General features: G+C 67.8%; 16 protein-coding genes. 7 read left to right on the top strand and 9 right to left on the bottom strand.

Translation table 11 applies throughout. The features are described 5' to 3' along the window. Positions 1-8: 8 nt before the first annotated feature. The 6 genes from ACFQU4_RS36600 to ACFQU4_RS36575 are packed head-to-tail and all read right to left on the bottom strand — an operon-like array spanning position 9 to position 7,412. A complete protein-coding gene (locus ACFQU4_RS36600) occupies positions 9-1,076 on the bottom strand; it encodes an ABC transporter ATP-binding protein (protein WP_377501876.1) in 1,068 nt (355 codons plus the stop codon). Next, positions 1,060-2,190 carry an ABC transporter ATP-binding protein gene (locus ACFQU4_RS36595; protein ID WP_377501874.1) on the bottom strand — a complete coding sequence of 377 codons (1,131 nt, stop codon included), beginning with the start codon at positions 2,188-2,190 and terminating at the stop codon, positions 1,060-1,062. Before ACFQU4_RS36595 ends, ACFQU4_RS36600 begins: the two co-directional genes overlap by 17 nt. Next, the gene (locus ACFQU4_RS36590) at positions 2,168-3,322 is read right to left on the bottom strand and encodes an ABC transporter permease (protein WP_377501872.1); all 1,155 of its coding nucleotides are present in this window, start codon (positions 3,320-3,322) and stop codon (positions 2,168-2,170) included. Before ACFQU4_RS36590 ends, ACFQU4_RS36595 begins: the two co-directional genes overlap by 23 nt. 2 nt (positions 3,323-3,324) lie before the next feature. Beyond that, positions 3,325-4,323 carry an ABC transporter permease gene (locus tag ACFQU4_RS36585; RefSeq protein WP_377501870.1) on the bottom strand — a complete coding sequence of 333 codons (999 nt, stop codon included), beginning with the start codon at positions 4,321-4,323 and terminating at the stop codon, positions 3,325-3,327. 21 nt (positions 4,324-4,344) lie between these two features. Next, a complete protein-coding gene (locus ACFQU4_RS36580; RefSeq protein WP_377501868.1) occupies positions 4,345-6,384 on the bottom strand; it encodes an ABC transporter substrate-binding protein in 2,040 nt (679 codons plus the stop codon). 35 nt (positions 6,385-6,419) lie between these two features. Further along, positions 6,420-7,412, bottom strand: a complete 993-nt coding sequence (locus ACFQU4_RS36575; protein WP_377501866.1) for a dihydrodipicolinate synthase family protein — start codon at positions 7,410-7,412, stop codon at positions 6,420-6,422. Positions 7,413-7,581: 169 nt separating this feature from the next. On the opposite strand from ACFQU4_RS36575, the gene ACFQU4_RS36570 reads away from it, so the two are divergent. From ACFQU4_RS36570 to ACFQU4_RS36550, 5 genes are all read left to right on the top strand, one after another. Further along, the gene (locus tag ACFQU4_RS36570) at positions 7,582-8,298 is read left to right on the top strand and encodes a GntR family transcriptional regulator (RefSeq protein ID WP_377501864.1); all 717 of its coding nucleotides are present in this window, start codon (positions 7,582-7,584) and stop codon (positions 8,296-8,298) included. 30 nt (positions 8,299-8,328) lie between these two features. After that, the gene (locus ACFQU4_RS36565) at positions 8,329-10,245 is read left to right on the top strand and encodes a glycoside hydrolase family 127 protein (protein WP_377501862.1); all 1,917 of its coding nucleotides are present in this window, start codon (positions 8,329-8,331) and stop codon (positions 10,243-10,245) included. 235 nt (positions 10,246-10,480) lie between these two features. Then, entirely contained in the window at positions 10,481-12,781 is a 2,301-nt protein-coding gene (locus tag ACFQU4_RS36560; protein WP_377501860.1) for a hypothetical protein, read from the top strand. Positions 12,782-12,840: 59 nt separating this feature from the next. Next, on the top strand, positions 12,841-13,749 hold the full coding sequence (locus tag ACFQU4_RS36555) for an aminoglycoside phosphotransferase family protein (protein WP_377501858.1): 909 nt from the start codon (positions 12,841-12,843) through the stop codon (positions 13,747-13,749). Between the two features lie 65 nt (positions 13,750-13,814). Beyond that, positions 13,815-14,381 carry a Uma2 family endonuclease gene (locus tag ACFQU4_RS36550; protein ID WP_377501856.1) on the top strand — a complete coding sequence of 189 codons (567 nt, stop codon included), beginning with the start codon at positions 13,815-13,817 and terminating at the stop codon, positions 14,379-14,381. 43 nt (positions 14,382-14,424) lie between these two features. Here the strand turns inward: ACFQU4_RS36550 and ACFQU4_RS36545 are convergent, their stop codons facing one another. Then, complete coding sequence (locus ACFQU4_RS36545; RefSeq protein WP_377501854.1) at positions 14,425-15,921, bottom strand: ABC transporter substrate-binding protein; 1,497 nt, start codon at positions 15,919-15,921, stop codon at positions 14,425-14,427. Between the two features lie 25 nt (positions 15,922-15,946). Next, positions 15,947-18,283 carry an Ig-like domain-containing protein gene (locus ACFQU4_RS36540; RefSeq protein ID WP_377501852.1) on the bottom strand — a complete coding sequence of 779 codons (2,337 nt, stop codon included), beginning with the start codon at positions 18,281-18,283 and terminating at the stop codon, positions 15,947-15,949. A 297-nt stretch (positions 18,284-18,580) separates the two neighbouring features. Here ACFQU4_RS36540 and ACFQU4_RS36535 point away from each other — a divergent pair, with 297 nt between their 5' ends. Beyond that, on the top strand, positions 18,581-19,465 hold the full coding sequence (locus ACFQU4_RS36535) for an intradiol ring-cleavage dioxygenase (protein WP_377501850.1): 885 nt from the start codon (positions 18,581-18,583) through the stop codon (positions 19,463-19,465). A 34-nt stretch (positions 19,466-19,499) separates the two neighbouring features. Further along, on the top strand, positions 19,500-21,005 hold the full coding sequence (locus ACFQU4_RS36530; RefSeq protein WP_377501848.1) for an inositol monophosphatase family protein: 1,506 nt from the start codon (positions 19,500-19,502) through the stop codon (positions 21,003-21,005). Positions 21,006-21,023: 18 nt separating this feature from the next. Here ACFQU4_RS36530 and ACFQU4_RS36525 read toward each other — a convergent pair whose 3' ends face one another. After that, entirely contained in the window at positions 21,024-21,923 is a 900-nt protein-coding gene (locus ACFQU4_RS36525; RefSeq protein ID WP_377501846.1) for a phosphotransferase, read from the bottom strand. Positions 21,924-21,946: the final 23 nt, after the last annotated feature.

Below are 21,946 nucleotides of genomic sequence, written 5' to 3'. Positions count from 1 at the left end.
TTGGCCTTTCAGGTCGTCGGGTCGATGCCGCGGAGGTCCAACTCCTCGGCGAAATGGCAGGCCGCACGACGGCCGGGGCGGACCTCGCGGAGTGCGGGGACCTCGGTCTTGCAACGATCTTGAGCGTAGAAGCAGCGCGGGTGGAACGGGCACCCGGCCGGCACCTTGGACGGGTCGGCGACCTCGCCACGCAACACGATCCGGCCGCGGCCGTCGGCCTTCGCCCGGTCCGCCACGTCCGGATCCGGATCGGGAACGGCGGACAGCAAGGCCTCGGTGTACGGGTGCAGCGGCGCTCCGTACAGCTCCGAGGTCGGGCCGGACTCGACGACCTTGCCGACGTACATCACCACCACCTCGTCGGCCATGTACTCCACGGTGCCGAGATCGTGCGAGATGAACAGGTAGGTGAGGTTGCTGTCGTCCTGCAGATCCCTGAGCAGGTTGAGGATCTGGGCCCGCACGGACACGTCGAGGGCACTGACCGCCTCGTCGGCGACCACCAGCCGCGGGTCCAGCGCCAGCGCCCGGGCGATGCCGACCCGCTGCCGCTCACCGCCGGAGAAGGCGTTCGGATAGCGGTGCCGATATTCGGCGCGCAGGCCGACCCGCTGCAGCAGGGCCGCCACCCGATCCTCGATCTCGCCGGCCGGCAGCACATGGTTCACCCGCAGCGCCTCGCCGACGATCTGGTTCAGCGTGAACCGCGGGTTCAGGGCGGAGAAGGGGTCCTGGAAGACCATCCTGATCTCACGCCGGTACGGCTTCAGCTCCCGTTCCTTCATTGCCGCAAGATCAACCACCCGCCCGTCCGCCGTCCGGTAGTTGATCATGCCGGCGGTCGGCGTGTTGGCGCGCAGGATGCACCGGCCGAGGGTGCTCTTCCCGCAGCCCGATTCGCCGACCAGGCCGACCGTCTTCCCCGCCGCGATGGTCAGATCGACACCGTCGACCGCCTTGACGTGGCCGACGGTGCGGCCCAGCATTCCCTTGCGGATCGGGAAATGCATGGTGAGGTCGCGGGTCTCCAGCAGGACCTGGTCGGCCCGGGTGCCGGGGTCATCGATCACCGTCATCGGAGTCCTCCTCCTGATAGAGCACGCAGCGGACCTGGTGGCCGTCGTCGGTGCTGATCACCGGCGGCGGCGCCGTGTCGCAGCGGCCCGGGATGAACGAGTCGCAGCGATCATGGAACGGGCAGCCGGACGGCCGGTGGTACGGATGCGGCACGATCCCCCGTACCGGCGCCAGCCGCACGTTGCGGTCCCGGCCCAGCTTCGGCACCGACCGCAACAGAGCCTGGGTGTACGGATGCCGCGGCTCGGCGAACAGCCGGCGCAGGTCGCCCTGCTCGACCACCCGGCCGAGGTACATCACGGCCACCCGGTCGGCCAGCTGGGCCGCGACGCCGAGGTCGTGGGTGATCAGCATGATCGACATCTCGAACTCGTCCTGCAGCGAGGTGAGCAGCTCCAGGATCTGCGCCTGGGTGGTGACGTCGAGCGCCGTCGTGGGCTCGTCGGCGATCAGCAGTTCCGGGCCGCAGGAGAGCGCCATGGCGATCATGGCTCGCTGCCGCATCCCGCCGCTGAGCTGGAACGGGTAGGCGTCGATGCGCTGCTCCGGCGACGGGATGCCGACCCGGCCGAGCAGCTCGATCGCCCGTTGCCGGGACTGGCTCTTGGTCAGGTTCTCGTGCAGCGTGATCGCCTCGATGATCTGGTTGCCGATCGTGTGCATCATCGACAGTGAGGTCATCGGCTCCTGGAACACCATGGCGATCCGCTTGCCCCGGACGCCGCGGACCACCTCGGGTTCGGCGGTGGCCAGATCGATCATGCCCGGCGGCGCGTCCGGCAGCACCTTCGCCCGCCGCGCCCGGTCCCGACGGGCCCGGAAACCACGGGAGGCCTGGCCGGGCGGCGGATCGGGCGGGGCGGGCACCCAGACCTGACCGGCCATGATCTTGCCCGGCCGATCGACCAGGCCGAGCACCGAGCGGGCCATCACGCTCTTGCCGCACCCGGATTCGCCCACCACGGCGAGGGTCTCGCCGCGGCCGATCTCCAGGTCGACCTCCTCGACGGCGTCGACGACGCCGTCCTCCAGTTGGAACTGCGTCCTCAGGCCGCGCAGCCGGAGCACCGGCTGCGCCGCGGACGACGCCTCACTTGTACGGGTCGGCAGCATCGCGCAATCCATCTCCGACGAAGTTCATGGACAGGACGGTGACGAAGATCGCCGCCCCCGGCAGCATCAGCCAGGGCGCGGTCTCGATCGCCCTGATGTTCTGCGCGTCCTGCAGCAACACACCCCAACTGACCGCCGGGGACTGCAGGCCTAGCCCGAGGAAGCTGAGCGACGTCTCGCCCAAGATCATCGCCGGGACACTCATGGTCAGCGACGCGATCATGTGGCTGCTGAAGGACGGCAGCATGTGCCGGAAGATGATCCGCGGCTGGCTGCAGCCGTCCAACCGGGCCGCGGTGATGAAGTCCTCCTCGCGCAGCGACAGGAATCGCCCGCGCACCACCCGGGCCATCCCGGTCCAGCCGATCACCGACAAGATCACGCTGATCGCGAAATATCGGGTCAGTGGTCCCCAACTCGACGGCACCGCCGCCGACAGTGACAACCACAACGGCAAGGTGGGGATCGCCATCAGGAACTCGATCACCCGTTGGATCAGCGTGTCCGGCTTGCCGCCGTAGTAGCCGGAGACGCCGCCGAGCAGCAGCCCGAGGACGAAGCTGACGGCGACCCCGACCAGTCCGATCGACAGTGAGATCCGCGACCCGTAGACGATCCGGCTGAGCATGTCCCGGCCGGCCCGGTCGGCGCCCCAGAGATAGAACGGCTGCCCGGCCTCGGTCGGCCCGATCAGGTGCACATCGGCCGGGATCAGCCCCCAGAAACGATATTCGGCGCCGCGGACGAACAGACCGACCGGGATCCGGTTGCCCTCGTCGACGGTGAAGGTGCGTTCGTACGTCTCCGCGTTCTGTTGCATCTGGAAGCCGTACACGTAGAGCCCGACACCATGATCGGGATGGTAGACGTGCAACTGCTGCGGCGGTGCGTAGGCGTACTGCTCGTTCTGCGCGTCGGTCGTGGTCGGCGACAGGAACTCGGCCAGCGCCACCACCAGGTAGATGATGATCACCGCCACCGCGCCGATCCGGGCCAGGTGATGCTTGCGGAACTTCCGCCAGATCAGCCGCCACTGCGACGCCGTACCGCCCCGGATCGTGATCTGGTCCGGCTGCGGCCCGCCCGCCGGCTGTTCGGCCCGGGCGGCAACCGCGATCGTGTTCTCGGCCATGATCAACCCCCTTCGTAGCTGTGCCGGATCCGTGGATCCCACCAGGCCAGGGCGATGTCACTGAGCAGCGTCCCGATCACCGTCAACGCACTCAAGATCAACACGAAACTGCCCACCAGATACATGTCCTGGCTCTCCACCGCCCCGAACAGCAACGGTCCGGTGGTCGGCAGACTGAGCACGATCGAGATGATCGTCTCGCCGCTGATCAGGCCCGGCAGCAGCCAGCCCACGGTGCTGAAGAACGGGCTCAGCGACATCCGTACCGGGTATTTGAGCAGCAGCTTCCACTCCGGCATCCCCTTGGCCCGGGCGGTCACCACGTACGGCTTGTACAGCTCGTCCAGCAGGTTGGCCCGGGTCACCCTGATCAGACTCGCGGTCCCGGAGATGCCGATGATCAACACCGGTAGCCAGAGATGGGACGCGAGATCGAGTAACTTGCCCAGATTCCACACTGCGTCGGCGTACTCGGGTGAGAACAGGCCACCGACACTCGACCCGAAATAGCGGACGCCGATGTACATGAAGACCAGGGCCAGCATGAATTCCGGCACGGCCATCCCGACGAAGCCGAAGAACGTCCCGGCGTAATCCCCCGCCGAATACTGCTTCACCGCGGAGTAGATGCCGATCGGGAACGCGATCGCCCACACCATCAGCATCGTGCTCAGGGACAGGAAGAACGACAGCCCGACCCGGTCCCAGATCAAGGTCGACACCGGCCGGTTCCAGGCGAAGGATTCGCCGAAATCGCCGTGAAAGATGATGTTGCCGATCCAGTTGGCGTACTGGACGATGAACGGATCATTCAGCCGGTAGCGCTCACGGAGCGCGGCCAGCCGCTCCACGCTCAACTCCTGGCCGCGGTTCTCGGCGGCCGCCTGGAGCGTCGAGACGTAGTCCCCGGGCGGCAGGTTGATGATCCAGAAGGTGGCGAACGAGATCGCCGCCAGGGTGATGATCATCAACCCGACTCGGCGCAGGATGTAGCGCAGCATGAGAGCCTTCCTCCGTGAAGGTCACGCAGTGAAGTAGAAGTGCTCGGGGTTGCTCGGGCCGGGCGCCATGTAGCCGACCGCGCCCGGTACCGACTCCGGCACGTTCTTCATCGTGTTCTTGACGATCCCGTACGTCTCCGCCGGGGTGCAGATGCCGACGTAGACGAACTGGTCCTTGGCGATCGCGATGATCTCCTTGCCGAGCTTGGTCGCCTCGTCGGCGTCGTAGGTCATCCGCATCCGGTCGAACAGCTCCAGTTGCTTCTTCACCGGCGGCGGCGGCTCCTCGCCCTCCTTGCCGTCGGTCGAATACCACAACGCCCAGGCGTTCCCCCACCGAGAGGCGCCGCGCGGGTTGCTCGGCACGTAGTAGTGGTTCGAGCCCTGGGTGGCGCGAACCTCGAAGTCACCGCCGGTCCAGCTGGAGGCCTCGGCCTGGTTGGCCTCGACCCGTTCCCAGTACAGCTCCTCCGACACTCGCTGCTGCTGCAGCTCGACCCCGACCGCCTTCCAGTCGTCCTTGATCAACTCGAACGCGTCGACATGATCAGGCATCGCCGAGTTGACGACGACCTGGACGATCGCCCGCTTGCCGTTGTAGAGCCGGAACCCGTCGCCGTCCCGCTCGGTCAGCCCGGCGGCGTCCAACGACGCGTTCGCCTTGTCCTTGGAGTACTCGGTGAACTGCGTGCCGAACTCCTCGTCGTAGACCGGATCGCCCTCGAGCGGGGCACCCTGCCACGGCTTGCCCTGGCCGGCGTAGACGGTGTCGATGATCCGTTGCCGATTGATCGCGTACGACAGCCCGACCCGGAAGTCCTTGTTGGCGTAGAGCTGCGCCTTCTGCTTGTCCTTCAGCGTCTGGTTGAACCCGATCACCATGGTGTTGGTACCGGTCGCGCGGACGGTGAAGATCCGGTAGTCGCCCTCCTCCTGGCCGCGCGCGACAACCGGCTTGTTGCGTACCGTGCTGAAGTTGCGCATCTGCAGGTGCAGCTCGCCGTTGACGATCTTGAGAAGCTCGACCTCGACGTCCAACAGGACCTCGCACTGGATCTTGTCGATGTAGGGCAGCTGGCTGCCCTCGGGATCGGTCTTCCAGTAGTACGGGTTCCGCTCCGCGATCACCGACGTCCCGTCGCCGAGCGCCGTGACCAGCTGCCAGGCGTTGAGCGTCGGCGCGTCCGCGTTGAACCAGTCCTCGGCCTTGGCTTCGTAGAGCTGGATCCAGTCGTTGAGGCGGGCTTCCTTGACCAGCTTGTCGACATCCTTGTTGTACTTGGGATGGAACTTCTCGAAGTAGTGCTTCGGCATCACCATCGTGACGCCGCCGGCGATCTCGTTGAGGAAGCCCGGCTTCGGCGCACTGAAGGTGAACCTGATCTTGGTCTCGTCGACGATCGTGAACTCGGCTGGGCGCGCGGTGTCGGTGCTGAGCCAGAGATCGTAGAAGCCGTCCGGGTGCATCTCCGGGAAGATCGCGATGTCCTCGTAGGTGAACCGGAAGTCATCCGCGGTGCAGGGTTCGCCGTCGGACCAGCGCAATCCCTTGCGCAGCGTGAACTCGAACACCTTGCCGCCCTCGAGCTCCTCGAAGGCCGAGCAGATGTTGGGAATGATCTCGTCGGTGCCCGGCGAGTCGGTCCACTCCCGGGCCCAGCGCACCAGCGGCTCGTACCCGATGGCCGTGGTGAGCCAGCTGGCGTCCTCCTGCGTGATCATGGCCGACTGCCAGGTGCCGCCGTATCGGCCGACACTCTCGATCGGCTCGACGACCAGCGGCTGCTCCGGCATCCGCTCCGCGACCGGCGGCAACTTGCCCGCCTCGACCTGGGCGGCCAGGCTCGGCGCTTCCTTCCCCTTCGGCGAATCGGGATTCTGCCCGCCCCCGCCATCGCGCTGCACCGGTGCGGTGTCCAGCAGACTGCAGCCGGACAAGGCGCTTCCGGACAGGGCGGCACCGGCGATCAGACCGGAGCCCGAGCCGAGCAGGCCCCGGCGCGAGAGGGTGATCCGGCGGTACGGCAGCACCGGCCGGTCCGTGATCTTGGACTGAGACATCGTTGTGCTCCTCCTTGCTGGGTGGGCGGCGACCGTCAGCGGCGACGGACGCCGGAGTGCTCGCCGGCGGCGGCGGTCTCCAAGTGGTCGATCAGGGGCAGGGCGGTCCGGTCCAGCTGCTGACGCTCGTCGTCGGTCAGCCGGGACAGCGGTGCCGCGGACCGGTCGGTGGCGATCCAGCCCCGGCGCTCCAGCAGATGCTTGTAGAGCGCCGCGGTTGCCGAGATCGTCGTCGCGCGCGGCAGCCGCAGCGCGCGCAGCAGTTCGTCCGAGCCGTCCTGAAGATCACGGACGGTGGTCCAGTCGCCCCGCCCGAAGGCCTCGAACTGAGCCACCAGATGACGCGGGACCAGGTTGGCCAGCGAGCTCATCGTTCCTTGTGCACCGACGAAGTAGCCGAGATCGGGCACCGCGGAACCGCCGGTGAAGCAGTCGAACTCGACCCCAGCCCGACGGGCGCTGCCGAGCAACTGGCGGAACCAGACCAGGTCGGAACTGCTGTCCTTGGCACCGTCGAACACGCCCTCGGCGGCCAGCTCGACGATCGCGTCGATGCCGAGGCCTGGGCCGGCCAGCCGGGGCAGGTTGTACGCGAACACGGGCCGGCCGGCCAGTCGCGCGACGGCACGGAAATGATCTTTCAGCTCGGACTGGGTGAAGTCCGCCCCGTACGGCGGCAGCACCGACAGCCGGTCGGCGCCGGCGTCCAGCGCGGCCCGAGCATGATCGAGAACGAGGTCGGTCCCGGTGTCCCCGACGTGCGCGATCACCGGCACCGCCCCGGCGACGATCTTGACGCACTCCCGGACGACGCGGGCCCGCCCTTCCACGCCGAGCGCATAGAACTCGCCGGTGGTGCCGTTCACCCAGAGACCGGCCACCCCTCCGTCGAGAAGCTTCCCGACCAGACGCTCCAGGGACGTGGAATCCAACGTCCCGTCGTCGGTCAGGGGCAGCACGATCGGCGGGAAGACCCCCCGCGGTCGTTCGCCGGTGGGTATCGATTCATCAATGAATGCCGGTGGCATACCAGTATGATGAGAGTCGTTCGATTGTGGTGTCAAGGGATTGACCGGCTGAAGTTGAAGCGCTTTCCGGATAACGGGCGGCGCGCCTCACCGACTGTCGGCGGGGATCGGCGATCCGGCATACCATGAGCGAGCTGAGTAGATTGAACGGGCAGTGGAAGGATCATCGATGGCTCGAACCGCAGCACCGGTCGACTCCGAAAGCCTGGAGAGCCGGGCGCATCAGGCGCTGGTCACCTGGCTCACCGAGGAGCATCCGGCACCCGGGCAACCGGTGCCGATCCGCGAGTTCGCCCGCAACCTCGGCATGAGCCGGACCCCGGTCCGCAGCGCCGTCGGCCGGTTGTACGAGCGCGGCCTGCTCTCCTACGACCCGATCGCCGGCTTCACCGTCGCGGTCCCGTCACTCAGCTCCCTGTACGAGCTGTTCGAGCTCCGGGTCATGATCGAATCGCACAGCATCCGCCGCTTCTGCGAGCGCCAGCCCGAGGGGCCGCTGCCCGAGCTCGAGGATTCGGTCGCCGAGGCCGCGAAGCTGGCCGAGCATGCGGTCGACGACCAGGCCGCCTACATCGCCTTCCGGGACAACGACAGCCGGTTCCACCGCTCGATCGTCGCGCTCGCCGAACTGCCCCGGCTGGTGTCGCTCTACGACGACCTGCACCTGAGCATCCACGTCACCCGGGCCGGCATGGAGGCGCCGCTGACCCACAAGCGGCTGGACACCGCGGTCGACGAGCACCGCGAGATCGTCGCCGCCCTGGTCGCAGGCGACACCGACCTGGCCCGGGAGCGGCTCGAGTCGCACATCCTCCGGGTCCGCGACCAGACCATTGTCTTCCTCACCCAACCACGCATGAATCCCGGCGGACCCGGAAGGCGTTGATCACACGTGACGAACTCGATGACCGATTCCATGATCACCACCGAAGGCGTGACCGGGCCGATCGCCCCGACCGCCGGCGCCGACGCCGCCCACCGGCCGATCCCGCCGGTGATCATCACCGGCGGCCTCTGGCAGCAGTGGCAACGGGTGAACCGGGAGGCGAGCATCCCGCTCGGCATCGGCAAGCTCGACGAGGCCGGCAACTTCGACGACCTGCGGCTGGCCGCCGGTGATCGACTGGACGCCGAGTACCACGGTCCGGTCTACATGGACTCCGACGTCTACAAGATGCTCGAGTCGGTGGGCTTCGAACTCGCCAACGGTGACGACGCGACGCTGCGCTCGTTCGTCGCGGAGGCCGTCGCGCTGATCGCCCGGGCCCAGCGGGACGACGGCTACCTGAACTCGTACTACCAGGTGGTGGCACCCGACCAGCGTTACGCGAAGCTGGAGAACAGCCACGAGCTCTACACCGCCGGCCATCTGATCCAGGCCGCGGTGGCACTCGCCCGGGCCGGTGATGATCAACTGCTGCCGGTGGCCCGGCGACTCGCCGATCACCTGGTCCAGGTGTTCCTGACCGAGCGGAAGCCCCGCCTGGACGGACATCCCGAGGCCGAGACCGCCCTGGTCGAGCTGTACCGGCTGACCGAGACGACCGCCTATCTCGACCTGGCCCGTCGGCTGGTCGAGGACCGCGGCCAGGGCCTGGTCGGGCACAGTCCGGTCGGCTCCGCGTACTTCCAGGACGCCCTTCCGGTACGCGCAATGCCGATCCTGACCGGCCACGCGGTGCGGGCCATGTATCTCGAGGCCGGCATCGTGGACGTCGCCCTCGAGACCGGTGACCGCTCACTGCTGGACTGCTCCATCGCACGCTGGGAGGACATGGTCGCCACCAAGACCGCGATCACCGGCGGGCACGGCGCGCGGCAGCTCAAGGAGGCGTTCGGCGAGGGGTACGAACTCCCGTCGGACCAGGCCTACAACGAGACCTGCGCGGCGGTGGCCAGCATCCACTGGAGCTGGCGGCTGCTGCTGGCCACCGGCGAGGCCCGCTTCGCCGACCTGATCGAGCGCACGCTCTACAACGTCTTCGCCGCATCGGTCTCGCTGGACGGCCTGGAGTTCTTCAAGGGCAACCCGCTGCAGCGGCGCCATGATCATGAACAGGTGATCGGCGATCCCCGGTACCGCGGCGGCTGGTTCTGGTCCGCCTGCTGCCCGCCGAACGTGACCCGGCTGATGGCCTCACTCGGTCACTACGTGGCGACCGGCGACGCCGAAACCCTGTACCTGCAGCAATACGCGGACTCCGAACTGACGGCCGGCCTGGCCGGCGGCGAGCTGGGACTGCGCATCCGGACCGACCTGCCCTGGCAGGGCGAGGTCATGATCACGATCGATCGGGCTCCCGAGGCGGAGAGCGGCATCGCCCTGCGGCTGCCCTCCTGGAGCGAGCAGACCGCACTCTCGGTGAACGGGGACCCGGTTCCGGTCGAGCCGGACGCCCGCGGCTACCTCACGCTGCGCCGCCACTGGCAGGCGGGCGACACGATCCGGTTCGACCTGGACCTGACGCCGCGGATGATCACTCCGCATCCCAAGATCGACGCCGTCCGCGGCTCCGCCGCCTTCGAGCGCGGCCCGCTGGTCTACTGCTTCGAGCAGGCCGATCAGGAGGCCGCCGCCGATCTCGAGCGATTCCGCCTGGCCGCCGATCCGGCGATCACCGCCCGCCCGGTCGATGATCATCCCGGGATCGGCCGTACGACGCTCCTCGAGCTTGATGCGGTCGAACTCGGCGCCGTGCCCGCGACCGGCCTGCCGTACTACTCCAGCCCACCGGCCTTGACCGAGCGCCCGGTCAAGGCAACCGCGATCCCCTACTTTCAGTGGGCCAACCGCGACCGCGCCCCGATGCGCGTCTGGCTGCCCGCCGGCTGACCAGCGACGGCCGGACCGGGAAACCGCGGTCGGAATATTCATCGGATCACTATTCATTGCTCGATCCGCACTTCGGAACCAGAGGCCCTACCCAGATTGGCGATCCTCAGCTGGACTCGGCGCGGGAGTGCACCCGAAACCTCCTTTTCGGTTGTATTCATCTAATGACTGCGCCATCCTGGTCCATGGGTCACATTGATGTGCTCAGGGTTTCGGACCGGACAGGAGAGCTGCGATGCAGGAGATCGTCCTTGAGGTCGGTCAGTCTGGCGGCGCCCGGTTCAAGACCATCGAGCTGGCGGTCGCCCATGCGCGCGAACTGAAGGTCCAGGATCCGCGGACGTGGATCCGGATCCACATCGCCCCCGGCGTCTACTACCTGAGGGAAACGCTGACGATCGACCCCGTGCTTTCGGGGCAGCCGGGGATGCCGACGGTGATCGCCGGCACCGGCCCAGGGGTCCGGCTCGTCGCCGGGCGAAGACTGCGTCCATTCTGGGAGGCCGTTGACGGCCACATTCTTGCCGCGCGGATTCCGGGGCCGGCCTTTGATCAACTGTTCGTCGACGGTCTCCGGCAGACCCGGGCCCGCTACCCGAATCTGCCACGCGCGGGCGCCAGACCGTTCGACGCGGTGGCGGGTGACGCCCTCGATCCGCAGCGGACCTCCGGCTGGACCGACCCTGTCGGAGGGATCGTCCACGCCAGGCATGCTCACCAATGGGGATCGGTGTTCGTCCCGATCATGGGGACCGACGACGGCATGGTGGAGCTAGGGCCTCAGCTGGCGAACAATCGGCCGTACGATCTCAACCGTCAAGAGCTGTATGTCGAGAACATCCGCGAGGAGCTCGATGCGCCGGGCGAGTGGTACTACGACGAGGCCGACGAATGCCTGTACTACTGGCCCGAAGACGGAACCGACGCCCAGTCCGCGCTCTTCGAGGCGGGCGGCGGAACCCGGGCCGTCCAGATCGCCGGATCACTCCGCGGACCCGTACACGATGTCCGCCTGGAAGGACTCCGGATCGAGCACGCCGGCCAGACCTTCCTCGAAGCCACCGAACCCTTGCTGCGAAGCGATTGGATGATTGCCAGACATGCGGCGGTGGTCGTTCAGAACGCCCATGACGTCGCCGTGCAGCGCTGCGAGATCTCCCAATGTGGCGGGACCGGCGTCCTGCTCGACGGCTACGCTCGCCGGGTCGTGGTCAGCGGTTGTCGCCTCTACCAACTCGGTGGGGGCGGGGTCTACGTCTTCGGCCGGGCGAGTTCGGTCCGAACTCCCATGTACGAGTACGACCACACGGCCCGGATCGCCGACACTGATCTGATCCCGGGGCCTCGGGACATCGAATATCCCGAAGACTGCGTCATCGACGACAACCTGATCCACGACGTGGGTCTCCTGGAGCTCCAATCGGCCGGAGTTTCGCTGTCGATGGCGTCCAGGATCTCCGTCTCGTCGAACACGATCTATCGGCTACCGCGCTCGGGGATCAACATCTGTGACGGCACGTGGGGTGGCCACCTGATCGAGTTGAACGACGTGTTCCAGACGGTCCTCGAGACCAGCGATCACGGCGCCTTCAACAGTTGGGGTCGAGACCGGTTCTGGGATGCCGATCCCGCCGAGACCGCCGAGCGGGTCCGCTCGGTCGAAGGTTTTGCCTCTCTCGACGCCCTGGTCGCCACAACCATTCGGCACAACAGATTTCATTGCGAACACGGCTGGGACATCGATCTCGATGACGGGTCCAGCAACTACCTCATCTACTCCAACGTGCTGCTCGCCGGGGGTTTGAAGCTGAGGGAGGGATACGACCGGCAGGTCTGGAACAACGTGATCATCGGGAATGGCGTGCACCTGCACGTCTGGTTGCCCAACAGCCGGGATCGGGTCGAGCGCAACATTCTCGGCACCGGCCATCAGCCGATCAGGCTGCGCCACCTCGGTGACACGATCGATCACAACCTCTTTGCCCATCTCGGTGATCTCTCGGCAGCTCGCGACCTGGGGGTGGATCGTCATTCCGCGGCCGGATCAGCCGACTTCATCAATCCGCAAGCCGGCGACTATCGAGTGCGCGAAGGAAGTCCGGCACTGGCTCTCGGCTTCGAGAACTTTCCGATGAACAACTTCGGCGTCAAGTCGGCCGGTTTGCGTTCGCGGGCTGAGTCCTGCCCAGTTCCGTTACCCATGACGGGCACGGCCGAGCGGGCGTCGACAAGGGAGCTGCCGCAATTGCCCGGACTCGTGCTCAGATCAGTGACGAACCAGGCCGAGGTATCGGCCCACGGTCTCGCAGCGGCCGTAGGAGTGGCCGTCATCGCCTTCCCTGCTGACTCGGATTTTCGGGACGGCGATGTCATTCTGGGATTGGCCGCCGGCGAATACACAGCTGAGCGCCCTATCGCCGATGTCGATCAACTCGGGAAGATCCTCAGCTCAACGCCATGGTTGAAGCAAACCCGGTACGTCGTCTGGCGGAACCAAGCGCGCATTACCGTTCTCCATCAACACGAACAGGGATGATCGCGAGAGTTATGAGCCGGCACCGCTGGATTGTCAGGGGTGCCGGCTAGCTTCGTTCCATGATCAACTGGGATCTGCCGCTGTCGAGGACCGGCTCGATGGCGGAGTCCGACCGGCAACGGATCCTGCGCCACCATCCGCACACCGGGCCGGGCTGGCTGGATCGACTCCCCGGTCTGATCGACCGATACCGGAGGCAATGGCGCCTCGTCCTGCGCCTCCGCTCTTTCACCGGCGGTGCGGCGAGTTGGGCAGCGCCGGTCGAGCTGGCCGACGGTGGCCGGGCCGTGCTCAAGCTCGGCCTGCCCAGTCACGAATCGATCGATCTCGCCGCTGCTTGGCGAGCGTACGATCCGCGCGGCCTGGTGCGACTGCTCGCGCATGACGCCGCCGACAACGCCTCCTTGATCGAATTGTGCGAGCCCGGCGACGCCGCCGTCGACCTGCCGGCAGCGGCGTCCGACGATGCGGCAACGGAGGTGCTGCCGCGACTGTGGGCGCCGGCTCCCGACCTCGAGCTTCCGTTGCTCTCCGAGATCGCGGCCCGCCAGGCGGCGCGGCTGCGCGACCGGGCGGACCGCCTCGGAGCCTCGCTGTACCGGGACGGCAGTGAGCTCTTCGACGAGCTGGCGGCGACGACGCCGGCCGAGTTGATCTTGCACGGCGACTTCCACCCGCGGAACGTACTGCGGTCCGTCCGCGGCTGGCTGGCGATCGATCCGCGCCCGATGATCGGTGAGCCCGGCTACGACCTCGCGAACCACCTGCTCTACCAGATTCAGGACGATCCCGACCCGGTCGGCCGGGCCGCCCGGCTCGCGGAACGGGTCGGGGTCTCACCTCGCCGTACTCACCTCTGGCTGGCCGCGAAGCTCGTCCAGTTCGTCTCCTGGCTGCATCACACCGGCCAGGCCGACTGGGCGGACGCCCGTCGGCCTACGGCGCTGCGACTCCTCGGCGCACTGTGAGTGTCAGCGACCTCCGGCAGGAGGACACGGCACAGCGACGAGGCGCAGAATGGGGGAGGATCGATGTGTCCGAAGCTAAACCGGAGGAAGCCGTGCCAGGGCTGCAGCGCAAGCGGATGTCGTACGAGGAGTGGTGGGCGCTCCCGTCGAAGCCCAAGACGGAGTGGGTCGACGGGGAGGTGGTCGTGAATTCCCCGGCTAGCTACCCGCATCAGAAGGCGTCGTTCCGGCTCACGGCGCTGCTCGACGCCTCGCTCGCCGAGCTGCAGGTCGTCCAGGAGGTCGGAGTCCAGCTCCCGAACAACCGGGTACGTGTTCCCGACATCTCGGTGATCCGGCGACCACCGGAGCAGTTCCTCGTCTCGGAGCCGCCGGTGCTGGTCGTCGAGATCCTGTCACCGAGCACGCGCGGCGAGGACACCGTACGCAAGTCGGGCGAGTACGCCGGCGCGGGCATCGAGCAGTACTGGATCCTGGACCCCGAACTGCGGGCGTTGGACCTCTACGCCAACTCCGGCAGCGGCTGGACACCCCTGCTCCACCTCGACGACCGGGAACCTCGAGGCAGTGCAGGGGTGGGCGGCAGCCGCGTCGAGCTCGACCTGAACAATTTGCTCGGCGAACGAGCCTGAGCCTGCCGATGACGGCATCGACAGGCTCAGGGTCCAAGATCAACTAGAAGTCGAAGCCGCCCTCCGCTCGCGACTTGAGGTAGGCCGGGATGTCCTCCTGCTCCGCGACGATCAGGGCCGACTCGACGGTCATCGCGTCCTTGAGGACGTGCTGGCGGAACACCATGTAGAGCGGGATGTCCCAGTACTCGGTGTTCTGGTAGCCGGTCACGGTGGCATTCTCGCCCCAGTAGACCGCGGACGTGTCGATCTTCTTCAGCTCCGGGATCGCCTCACCGAACGAGGCCACCACCGGATCGGTGGCCAGCACGGCCTTCATCGCGTGCCGGGAGAATTCGGTCTGGGCCTCTTCCGAGACCAGCCACTTGACCACCTGATAGGCCGCGTCCTTCTGCGCCGCCTGCTTGGTCACGAAGGCGGCCAGCGTGTTCGGCTGATAGGTCGTCGTCGAACCCTGGTCCAGCACCGGGACCGGAGCGACACCCAGATCGACCGACTTCATCCACTCCGCGAAAGCCTCCTCGTCGCCATCCTCGGTCATCAGCTCGTTGCCGGCGTAGATCGGCAGCTTGCGCAGCGCATCGACGACCATCGCGACCCGGCCGGGCCGGCTCATGTCGCCCTTCACCAGATCGTCGACGGTGGTGAACCCGTTGCGCGGGATCAGCAGGAACCGCTCCAGGTTGGCGCCGAGTTTGGCCCATTCCTCGGTCGACAGATCGACCGCGACGTCCTCCGGGGCCGGTTGCTCGCTGCCGGTGTCGGTGAACGGATACTTGCCGTACTGATTGAACTCGAGGTAGTTGTCCGGGTGCTGCAGATAGCCCTTGTAGGCGGCCAATCCGTCCTGCCGGGTGAGCTTCTTGGCGGCGCTGTACGCGTCGTCGTAGGTCCAGCCCGCCTTGGGATGAGGTTGATCGAACCGGTCGAAGATCGCCTTGTTGTAGAAGAGCAGATGCTCGTCGATGAAGACCGGGACGCCGTAGAGGCCGCCGTCGGAGCGGGACCGGACCTGCTCGACCGCCGCCTGGTTCAGCGGGGCAAGATCGACTTCGGCCTTGGCCAGACCGGGGGTCATGTCCTCGACCCAGCCCAGCGGCTCGAGGTCACGGTCGATCCGGTTCCGCGGATTGTCGATCACGATGTCCGGCGTCACGCCGGCCGCCTTCAGATCCTCGTACCGGACCGGCATGTCCCAGGTCGCGTACTTGATCTTGAGCTCGGGGAACGCGGCGCGCAGCTTGTTGCCGATCACCTCGTCGAACACCCGGGTCGCCTGCCGATCCTCCGTCGGCGAGTACTCGAACGGCTTGTAGTTGGCGGCGAAGATGAACAGTTCGTCGTCGAAGACGCAGAACTCCTCGTTGTACTTGTTCGGGACCAGCGTCGCGCCCGGGTCGGTACAGGCCCGTTCCGCCGCGGCACCTTCGTCGGCCACCGCACCTGGCAGCCCGATCAGGGTCAGCCCGGCCAGCACGGCGCCGAGCTTGATCAGCAGACTTCGCGGGCGCGATCGAGCCCGCAGCTTCGTTGATGACATCGTCGTCCTCTCTCTCACCACGTGATCAGGAATTGACCCGTACCTCGGCGAAGTCCGCCGAGGCGTAGTTGTCGATGGCGTTCTTCTCCTTGTTGGCGTCGACGGCCAGGCCGATGTGGACCCGGTCGGACATCGGGATCCGCTCGTAGCCGATCCGGGTCCACTGCAGCGAGTCCTCGCTCAGGTGGGCCTCGAACTCGCTGCCGCGCTTGATCAACCGGATCCAGTACGGCTTGTCGTCCAGCTCCTCGTCGTCCCAGGGGTACGGGCTGATGCTCGGCTCGTCGCCGAACCGGGCGAACCGGGACACGTGGCCCTTCAGGCCGCCGGCCGACCAGACGATGCCACCGGTGAAGTACGGCGAGTCCGGCTCCAGCGACTCCCTGATCATGAGGCCCGCGTAGACCCCTTCGTAGACCCGGCTCAAGCGGTCGATCCGGGCGATGATCTCGATCACCGACGTGCCGCCGGCGTCGATCTCCCGATGCACGAACTGGAACGCGTCCTGCTTTGCCCAGATCTTGCCCGATCCCTTGATCGTGAACGCGTCGTCGCCCTTCAGCGCCGCGGCTCCGGCGATCGGCACGTCGCCGACGTCGGTCGAGGTCCAGCTGCCCAGGTCGGTGCTGCGGTTGACGTGGACCGGCGTTCCGGTGGACTGGGTCTTCAGGCCCCGGCTGTCGGTGGCCCGGGCGGTCAGATACCAGGTGCCGTCGGTGACCCCGCTCCAGGTGACCCGATACGGCGCGGACTTCGCGACGCCGAGCGATTTGTCGCCGGCGAAGAACTCGACCGAGGCGATCGTCGCGTCGCCGTCCGCGGTGGCCTCCGCGGTGATCACCAACTCCTGCTCGGCCGCGGCGTCGGTGAAGACCTGGTTCTGGGTCGGCGAGGTGATCGCCACCTCGGGGTTCGCCGCCGTGCCCGGCTGCAGCGAGTTCAGGTAGATCTCCAGGTTGCTGTAGCCGTCCTGGCCGATCGCCGCGCCGTCGGCCGGATCCTTCGGATTGAGATCATGCGCCTTCTCCCAGTCGTCCGGGATGCCGTCGTGATCACCGTCGTCCGGCGGCTCGGCCGACTCCAGCACCGGGAACCCGCCGACCTCGGTCTGGGAGTTGATCAACCGGCCGGTCCCGTTGCGGACATCGGCCAGCAGCCGGGCGTCCACCGCGTCGAGGCGGGGCAGGTTGGCGCCGACGTCGGCCAGCACCGCCTGGTACGCCTCCTGCGCGGTCTGGGTCTTGATCTCGTTGGGGAACGGGATCGGCTCGGCCGCGTGGGTGATGCCGCCGACCGGCACGGTGATCCCGGCCAGGTTGTCCCCGGTGATGTCGGGGTGACCCTCGATCTCGTTCTCCGACACGTGCCAGCGGCCGCCCCGGCCGGGCGCGACGATCTCCGGCGCGGTCGCCGCGAGGGTCGCCGGACCGGGCTTGTAGTAGTTCGCGACCAGGTTGATCCCCTCGCACCACTCGCCACCGTAGCAGGAGGTGAAGCCGTAGTCGTAGATCACGTTGTTGCGGTGGTCCACGAGTTGATCAAGGTGCTCGACGAAGCTGAACCGCGGGTTGCGGCCGCCCTGGTGGACCAGCAGATTGTGGTGGTACGTGACGTTCTGGCCGCCCCACAGCCCCCCGTACCCGTGCCGGCCCTTCTCGTGCGCGGACATGGTCAGTCCCTCGGCGATCAGGCAGTGCGACACCGTGACGTCGTAGTTGCCGTACAGCGAGAAGCACTCGTCGACGCCCCAGCTGACCGAGCAGTGGTCGATCACCAGATTGCGCCGGCCCTCGCCCTTGAACGTGTCGATCGGCGTCCCCATCTTGTCGCCGCCGCGGACCCGGAGGTAGCGGATGATGATGTTGTCGCCGTCGACCGTGAACTCGTTGTTGATCACTGCGATGCCGTCGCCCGGCGCGGTCTGGCCGGCGATGGTCAGGTTGGAGCCGGTGATGTCCAGGCCGCCCGCCAACTCGATGGTGCCGCCGACCCGGAAGACGATCATGCGGTTGCTCTGCGACACCGCGTCGCGCAGCGATCCCGGTCCGGAGTCGGCCAGGGTGGTCACCTCGTAGACGGGGTGACCGCGGCCGCCGGTGGTGAACTTCCCGGCGCCCTCCGCCCCCGGGAACGCGGGCACGGTGTTGCCGACCACGGCCTGCTGCTGGGCCGGTGCCTTGCGTTTGCTGACCTTGCTGGGGTCCAGGGTGCTGTCGGCCGGCAGGTCGGGCTCGGCGCGGGCCGCCGGTGCCGACTGCACCTGCTGGGCGACCATGATCGCCGGCGTGGTCAGTGCGGCTCCCACCAGGAAGCCGCGGCGGCCGAAGCCGCGGATCGGTCGTTTCGGATGTGCTTCGGTCACCGGACACTCCTTTGGTCAGACGGTGCACAGAAGTTCGCGCGACGCCCCGAACGTCGCCCACCGGATTGCATGCCGGTGGTATGCCACATGCTAGGTGTCGATCTTCGAGAGCGTCAAGAGCCGCTCTCACGGCTTGTTCACAAGCATTCTGAGTCCCTCAAACCGGCATGCCGCCAAGCAGGCGACCGGGGCGCGCCCGGTTCATGGTCGACGCACAGCAGCAGCACAGCCTCGGCCAACACCATCCGGCCAGGCTTGAGGACCTACCCCGAGGACGAACGCAACGACGGAGGATCCATGGACCAGAGCGACGGTCACTACCAGGGCCGGCCCCTGCCCCGACCGGACGAGGAGGTGGTCGACCAGGGGCTCGGATTTGATCTTGGGACGTTGTTCGACCGTCGCTCGATGCTGGCCGTGCTGGGACTCGGTACGGCCGCCGCGGGACTCACGGCCTGCGGCGTCTCCGGGGCCGCGACCGAGACCACGGACGCGGCCGGGTCCGGCGGCCTGACCGAGATCCCGGACGAGACCGCGGGCCCATATCCGGGCGACGGTTCGAACGGGCCGGACGTGCTGGAGCAGTCCGGCATAGTCCGCAGCGACCTCCGGTCCAGCTTCGGCACCGGGAGCGCCACCGCGGAGGGCGTACCCCTGACGTTGACGCTGTCGATCATCGACCTGGCCGGCGGCGACCTCCCGTTCGAGGGCGTCGCCGTGTACGTCTGGCACTGTGATCGGGAAGGTCGCTACTCGCTGTATTCCGAGGGGATCGAGAACGAGAACTACTTGCGCGGCGTGCAGGTGGCCGACACGGACGGGACGGTGACGTTCACCAGCATCTTCCCGGCCTGCTACTCCGGTCGGTGGCCGCACGTCCACTTCGAGGTGTATCCCGACCAGGGCAGCATCACCGAGGCGTCGAAGGCGATCGCGACCTCGCAGGTCGCGCTGCCGCAGGACGCCTGCGACGCCGTCTACGCGACCGCGGGCTATCAGCAGTCGGTGTCCAACCTGGCGCAGGTCAGCCTGGACTCCGACAACGTGTTCGGCGACGACGGCGGGATCAGCCAGCTCGGCACGGCCACCGGCAGCGTGACGCAGGGATACCAGGTCGCTCTGAAGATCGGCGTGGACACGGCCACCGAGCCGAGCGGCGGCGGCCGGCCGCCGTCCCGATGATCAAGCCGATCCTGGAGTGCCGTACGTTTCGATCATGACCAGGCGGCCGAACGAGACGCGCGTTGTGGCACATCGCGGAGTGCATTCCGAGCCGGACGGAACATGGGAGAACACACCGGCGGCGCTCCGGGCGGCCCTTGCCGAGGGCGTGCGGATGATCGAGATCGACGTCCGGGTGACCCGGGACGACGCGGTCGTGCTGTTGCACGACGCAACGCTGGAACGGCTCTGGGGCGATCCGCGATCGATCGGCGACGTGGAGCTGGCCGAGGTGCGCGAACTGGGCGGCGGTGATCGCCGGATTCCCTTGCTGGCCGAGGCTCTGGAGCTCCTTCGCGACACCGGAACGATCTTGCTGATCGACATGGACGAGCCGGGGCCGGCGGGTCCCGCGGCCGAGGTCGTACGGGATGCGGGGGCCGAGGGGTTCACGGCCTGGTGCGGCCATCCGAACGCGATGCGGACGATCCGGGCGGCGTTGCCGGACGCCCAGGTCTGGCAGCCCTGGTACTCCACCGAGCCGCCGACCGCGGCCGACCTCGCCGAGCTGCGGCCCGCCGTCGTCAACGCCAATCATCTGCTGGTCGGGCGGCGTTGGGTCGAGGCCGTTCATGATCTTGGTGCCGAGGTCTCCTGCTGGACGGTGGACGACCCGGCGCAGGCGGCGCACCTGACCACGATCGGCGTCGATTCGCTCACGACCAACCGAGTCCGTGCGGTACGGGACGCCGTCGCCGCCGTGGCGACGGACGAACGCGGTCGCCAGGTCGCGATCGCCGCCGAGCTGGCCGGGCACGCCGCCGAGATCACCCGGCGGGTGCGGCAGAACGGCGTCGGGCCGGTCGAGACGAAGACCGGGCCGGCCGATCATGTGACCGAGATCGACCGAGCCATCGAGCGCCGGGTCCGCGCCGTGATCGGCGCCCAGTTTCCTGATCATGCTCTGGTCGGCGAGGAGTACGGCGGGGCGGCCGACGGCCGGCCGTGCTGGTACGTGGACCCGATCGACGGCACCGCCAACCTGGCCAACGGCGTGCCCTGGACCAGCTTCTCGCTCTCCCTCGTCGACCAGGGCCGACCGGTCGTCGGAGCGGTGATCGACCCCGCGACGTTGACCCCGGTCGTCGCGGCCGCGGACCGCGGGTCCTGGCAGGACGGGCACCGGCTGCGGACCTCGCCACGGCCGGCCGGCGACCCGCTGGCCGGAGCCGTGGTGGTCACCGAGCTCGCCGGCGCCCGGCCGTGGCCCGGCCTGACCGCGCTGATGGAGCGGCTGGCCGCCCGGCATTGCACGGTACGGATTCCCGGCTCCGGCACCGCCACCCTGTCCGGGATCGCCGCCGGACGTGGCGCGGCCGCGATCATCCACAGCTACAACCCGATCGATCACGGCGCCGCGATCTTGATCATCGAAGAGGCCGGCGGCACCGTCCTTGATCATTCCGGCCAGGCCGGCGTCCCGGCGATCGGCGAGGCGGTGATCGCGGGCTGTGATCCGGCGACCGCCCGGGCACTCTGGTCCCTGTGGCGCGACGCCTGACCGGAACGCTCGGCCGGGTCAGCTCAGGACGTCCTCGGCGAAGTCCAGGTCGGCCTCGATCCGCTCCGGCGTGAACTGCTCGGTGATCGACCGGTGCACCCGCGACACGGCGTGGTGTGCCTCGTAGCGACGCAGCGTCGCGGGTTCCAGCTCGGCCAGCGCGGCATCGATCCGGCGCTGCTCGGCCGGCCCGATCGTGCTGCTGCCGATGCTGCCCCACGGCAGCCCGACCAGGGCATACCGGCGGTCACCGCGGGCCACGCCGAAGTTCCAGTCCACGATGCCGCTGACCTGGCCGGTGTCGTCGAACAGCACGTTGCCGGGCGAGTAGTCGGTGTGGACGAGGTCGTCACCGGGCATCCGGAACGGCCGGCCGCCGTCGAGCTCGAGCAGCCGGGTCAGCAGCCGCCGCCCCCGCCGACCGTGCCGGCCGACCGTGTCCTCGAACGCGCCGTACCCGGGGCCGTCGGCCGGAAACGCCGGCGGTGGCGGGACCTCCGGACGGCCGCGCAGCAGACCGGCGAAGCGGTCGTTCGCCGCGATGAACGATGCCGCCGTCGTCGGATCGAGGACCTCGACGTGGCGACCGGGCAGCCGCTCCTGCACCACCGCCAGATAGCCGTCGTGCAGGTCGAGCACCAGCTGGTAGGCGGGCACCGGGATTCCCTGCTCCCGTACCTCGTTCAGCACGGTGGCCGTCAGTTGCATCGAGGCCAGCGAGGCACGCGGCCGGGTCAGTGCCGACTGGCGGCCGTCGGGCCAGGCGACGAACGCGGCGCTGCTGACGCCGCCGACCTGATCGGCGAGACCGGTCAGCACCAGGCCGCTTGCGGTGCGGGCGTTGATCTCCTCGATCACGGCGGTCGGCGCCCACGGATTCTCCGAGAGCCGGAACTCGATCGGATGATCTGATGACATGAATAAAGCCCCTTCCTGGGTTA

The sequence above is a fragment of the Microlunatus sp. GCM10028923 genome, from assembly GCF_042666975.1.
GTDB lineage: Bacteria > Actinomycetota > Actinomycetes > Propionibacteriales > Propionibacteriaceae > Microlunatus.
The sequence above is the reverse complement of the archived record's forward strand: the minus strand, read 5'-3'. Positions and strand labels throughout refer to the sequence as shown.

Bases quoted from the DNA above. Each gene is read 5' to 3' on its own strand.
- ACFQU4_RS36595 (WP_377501874.1), bottom strand. From the start codon at position 2,190: ATGCTGCCGACCCGTACAAGTGAGGCGTCGTCCGCGGCGCAGCCGGTG.
- ACFQU4_RS36545 (WP_377501854.1), bottom strand. From the start codon at position 15,921: ATGTCATCAACGAAGCTGCGGGCTCGATCGCGCCCGCGAAGTCTGCTG.
- ACFQU4_RS36580 (WP_377501868.1), bottom strand. From the start codon at position 6,384: ATGTCTCAGTCCAAGATCACGGACCGGCCGGTGCTGCCGTACCGCCGG.
- ACFQU4_RS36525 (WP_377501846.1), bottom strand. From the start codon at position 21,923: ATGTCATCAGATCATCCGATCGAGTTCCGGCTCTCGGAGAATCCGTGG.
- ACFQU4_RS36560 (WP_377501860.1), top strand. From the start codon at position 10,481: ATGCAGGAGATCGTCCTTGAGGTCGGTCAGTCTGGCGGCGCCCGGTTC.
- ACFQU4_RS36570 (WP_377501864.1), top strand. From the start codon at position 7,582: ATGGCTCGAACCGCAGCACCGGTCGACTCCGAAAGCCTGGAGAGCCGG.
- ACFQU4_RS36575 (WP_377501866.1), bottom strand. From the start codon at position 7,412: ATGCCACCGGCATTCATTGATGAATCGATACCCACCGGCGAACGACCG.
- ACFQU4_RS36585 (WP_377501870.1), bottom strand. From the start codon at position 4,323: ATGCTGCGCTACATCCTGCGCCGAGTCGGGTTGATGATCATCACCCTG.
- ACFQU4_RS36555 (WP_377501858.1), top strand. From the start codon at position 12,841: ATGATCAACTGGGATCTGCCGCTGTCGAGGACCGGCTCGATGGCGGAG.
- ACFQU4_RS36565 (WP_377501862.1), top strand. From the start codon at position 8,329: ATGATCACCACCGAAGGCGTGACCGGGCCGATCGCCCCGACCGCCGGC.
- ACFQU4_RS36530 (WP_377501848.1), top strand. From the start codon at position 19,500: ATGACCAGGCGGCCGAACGAGACGCGCGTTGTGGCACATCGCGGAGTG.
- ACFQU4_RS36600 (WP_377501876.1), bottom strand. From the start codon at position 1,076: ATGACGGTGATCGATGACCCCGGCACCCGGGCCGACCAGGTCCTGCTG.
- ACFQU4_RS36590 (WP_377501872.1), bottom strand. From the start codon at position 3,322: ATGGCCGAGAACACGATCGCGGTTGCCGCCCGGGCCGAACAGCCGGCG.
- ACFQU4_RS36535 (WP_377501850.1), top strand. From the start codon at position 18,581: ATGGACCAGAGCGACGGTCACTACCAGGGCCGGCCCCTGCCCCGACCG.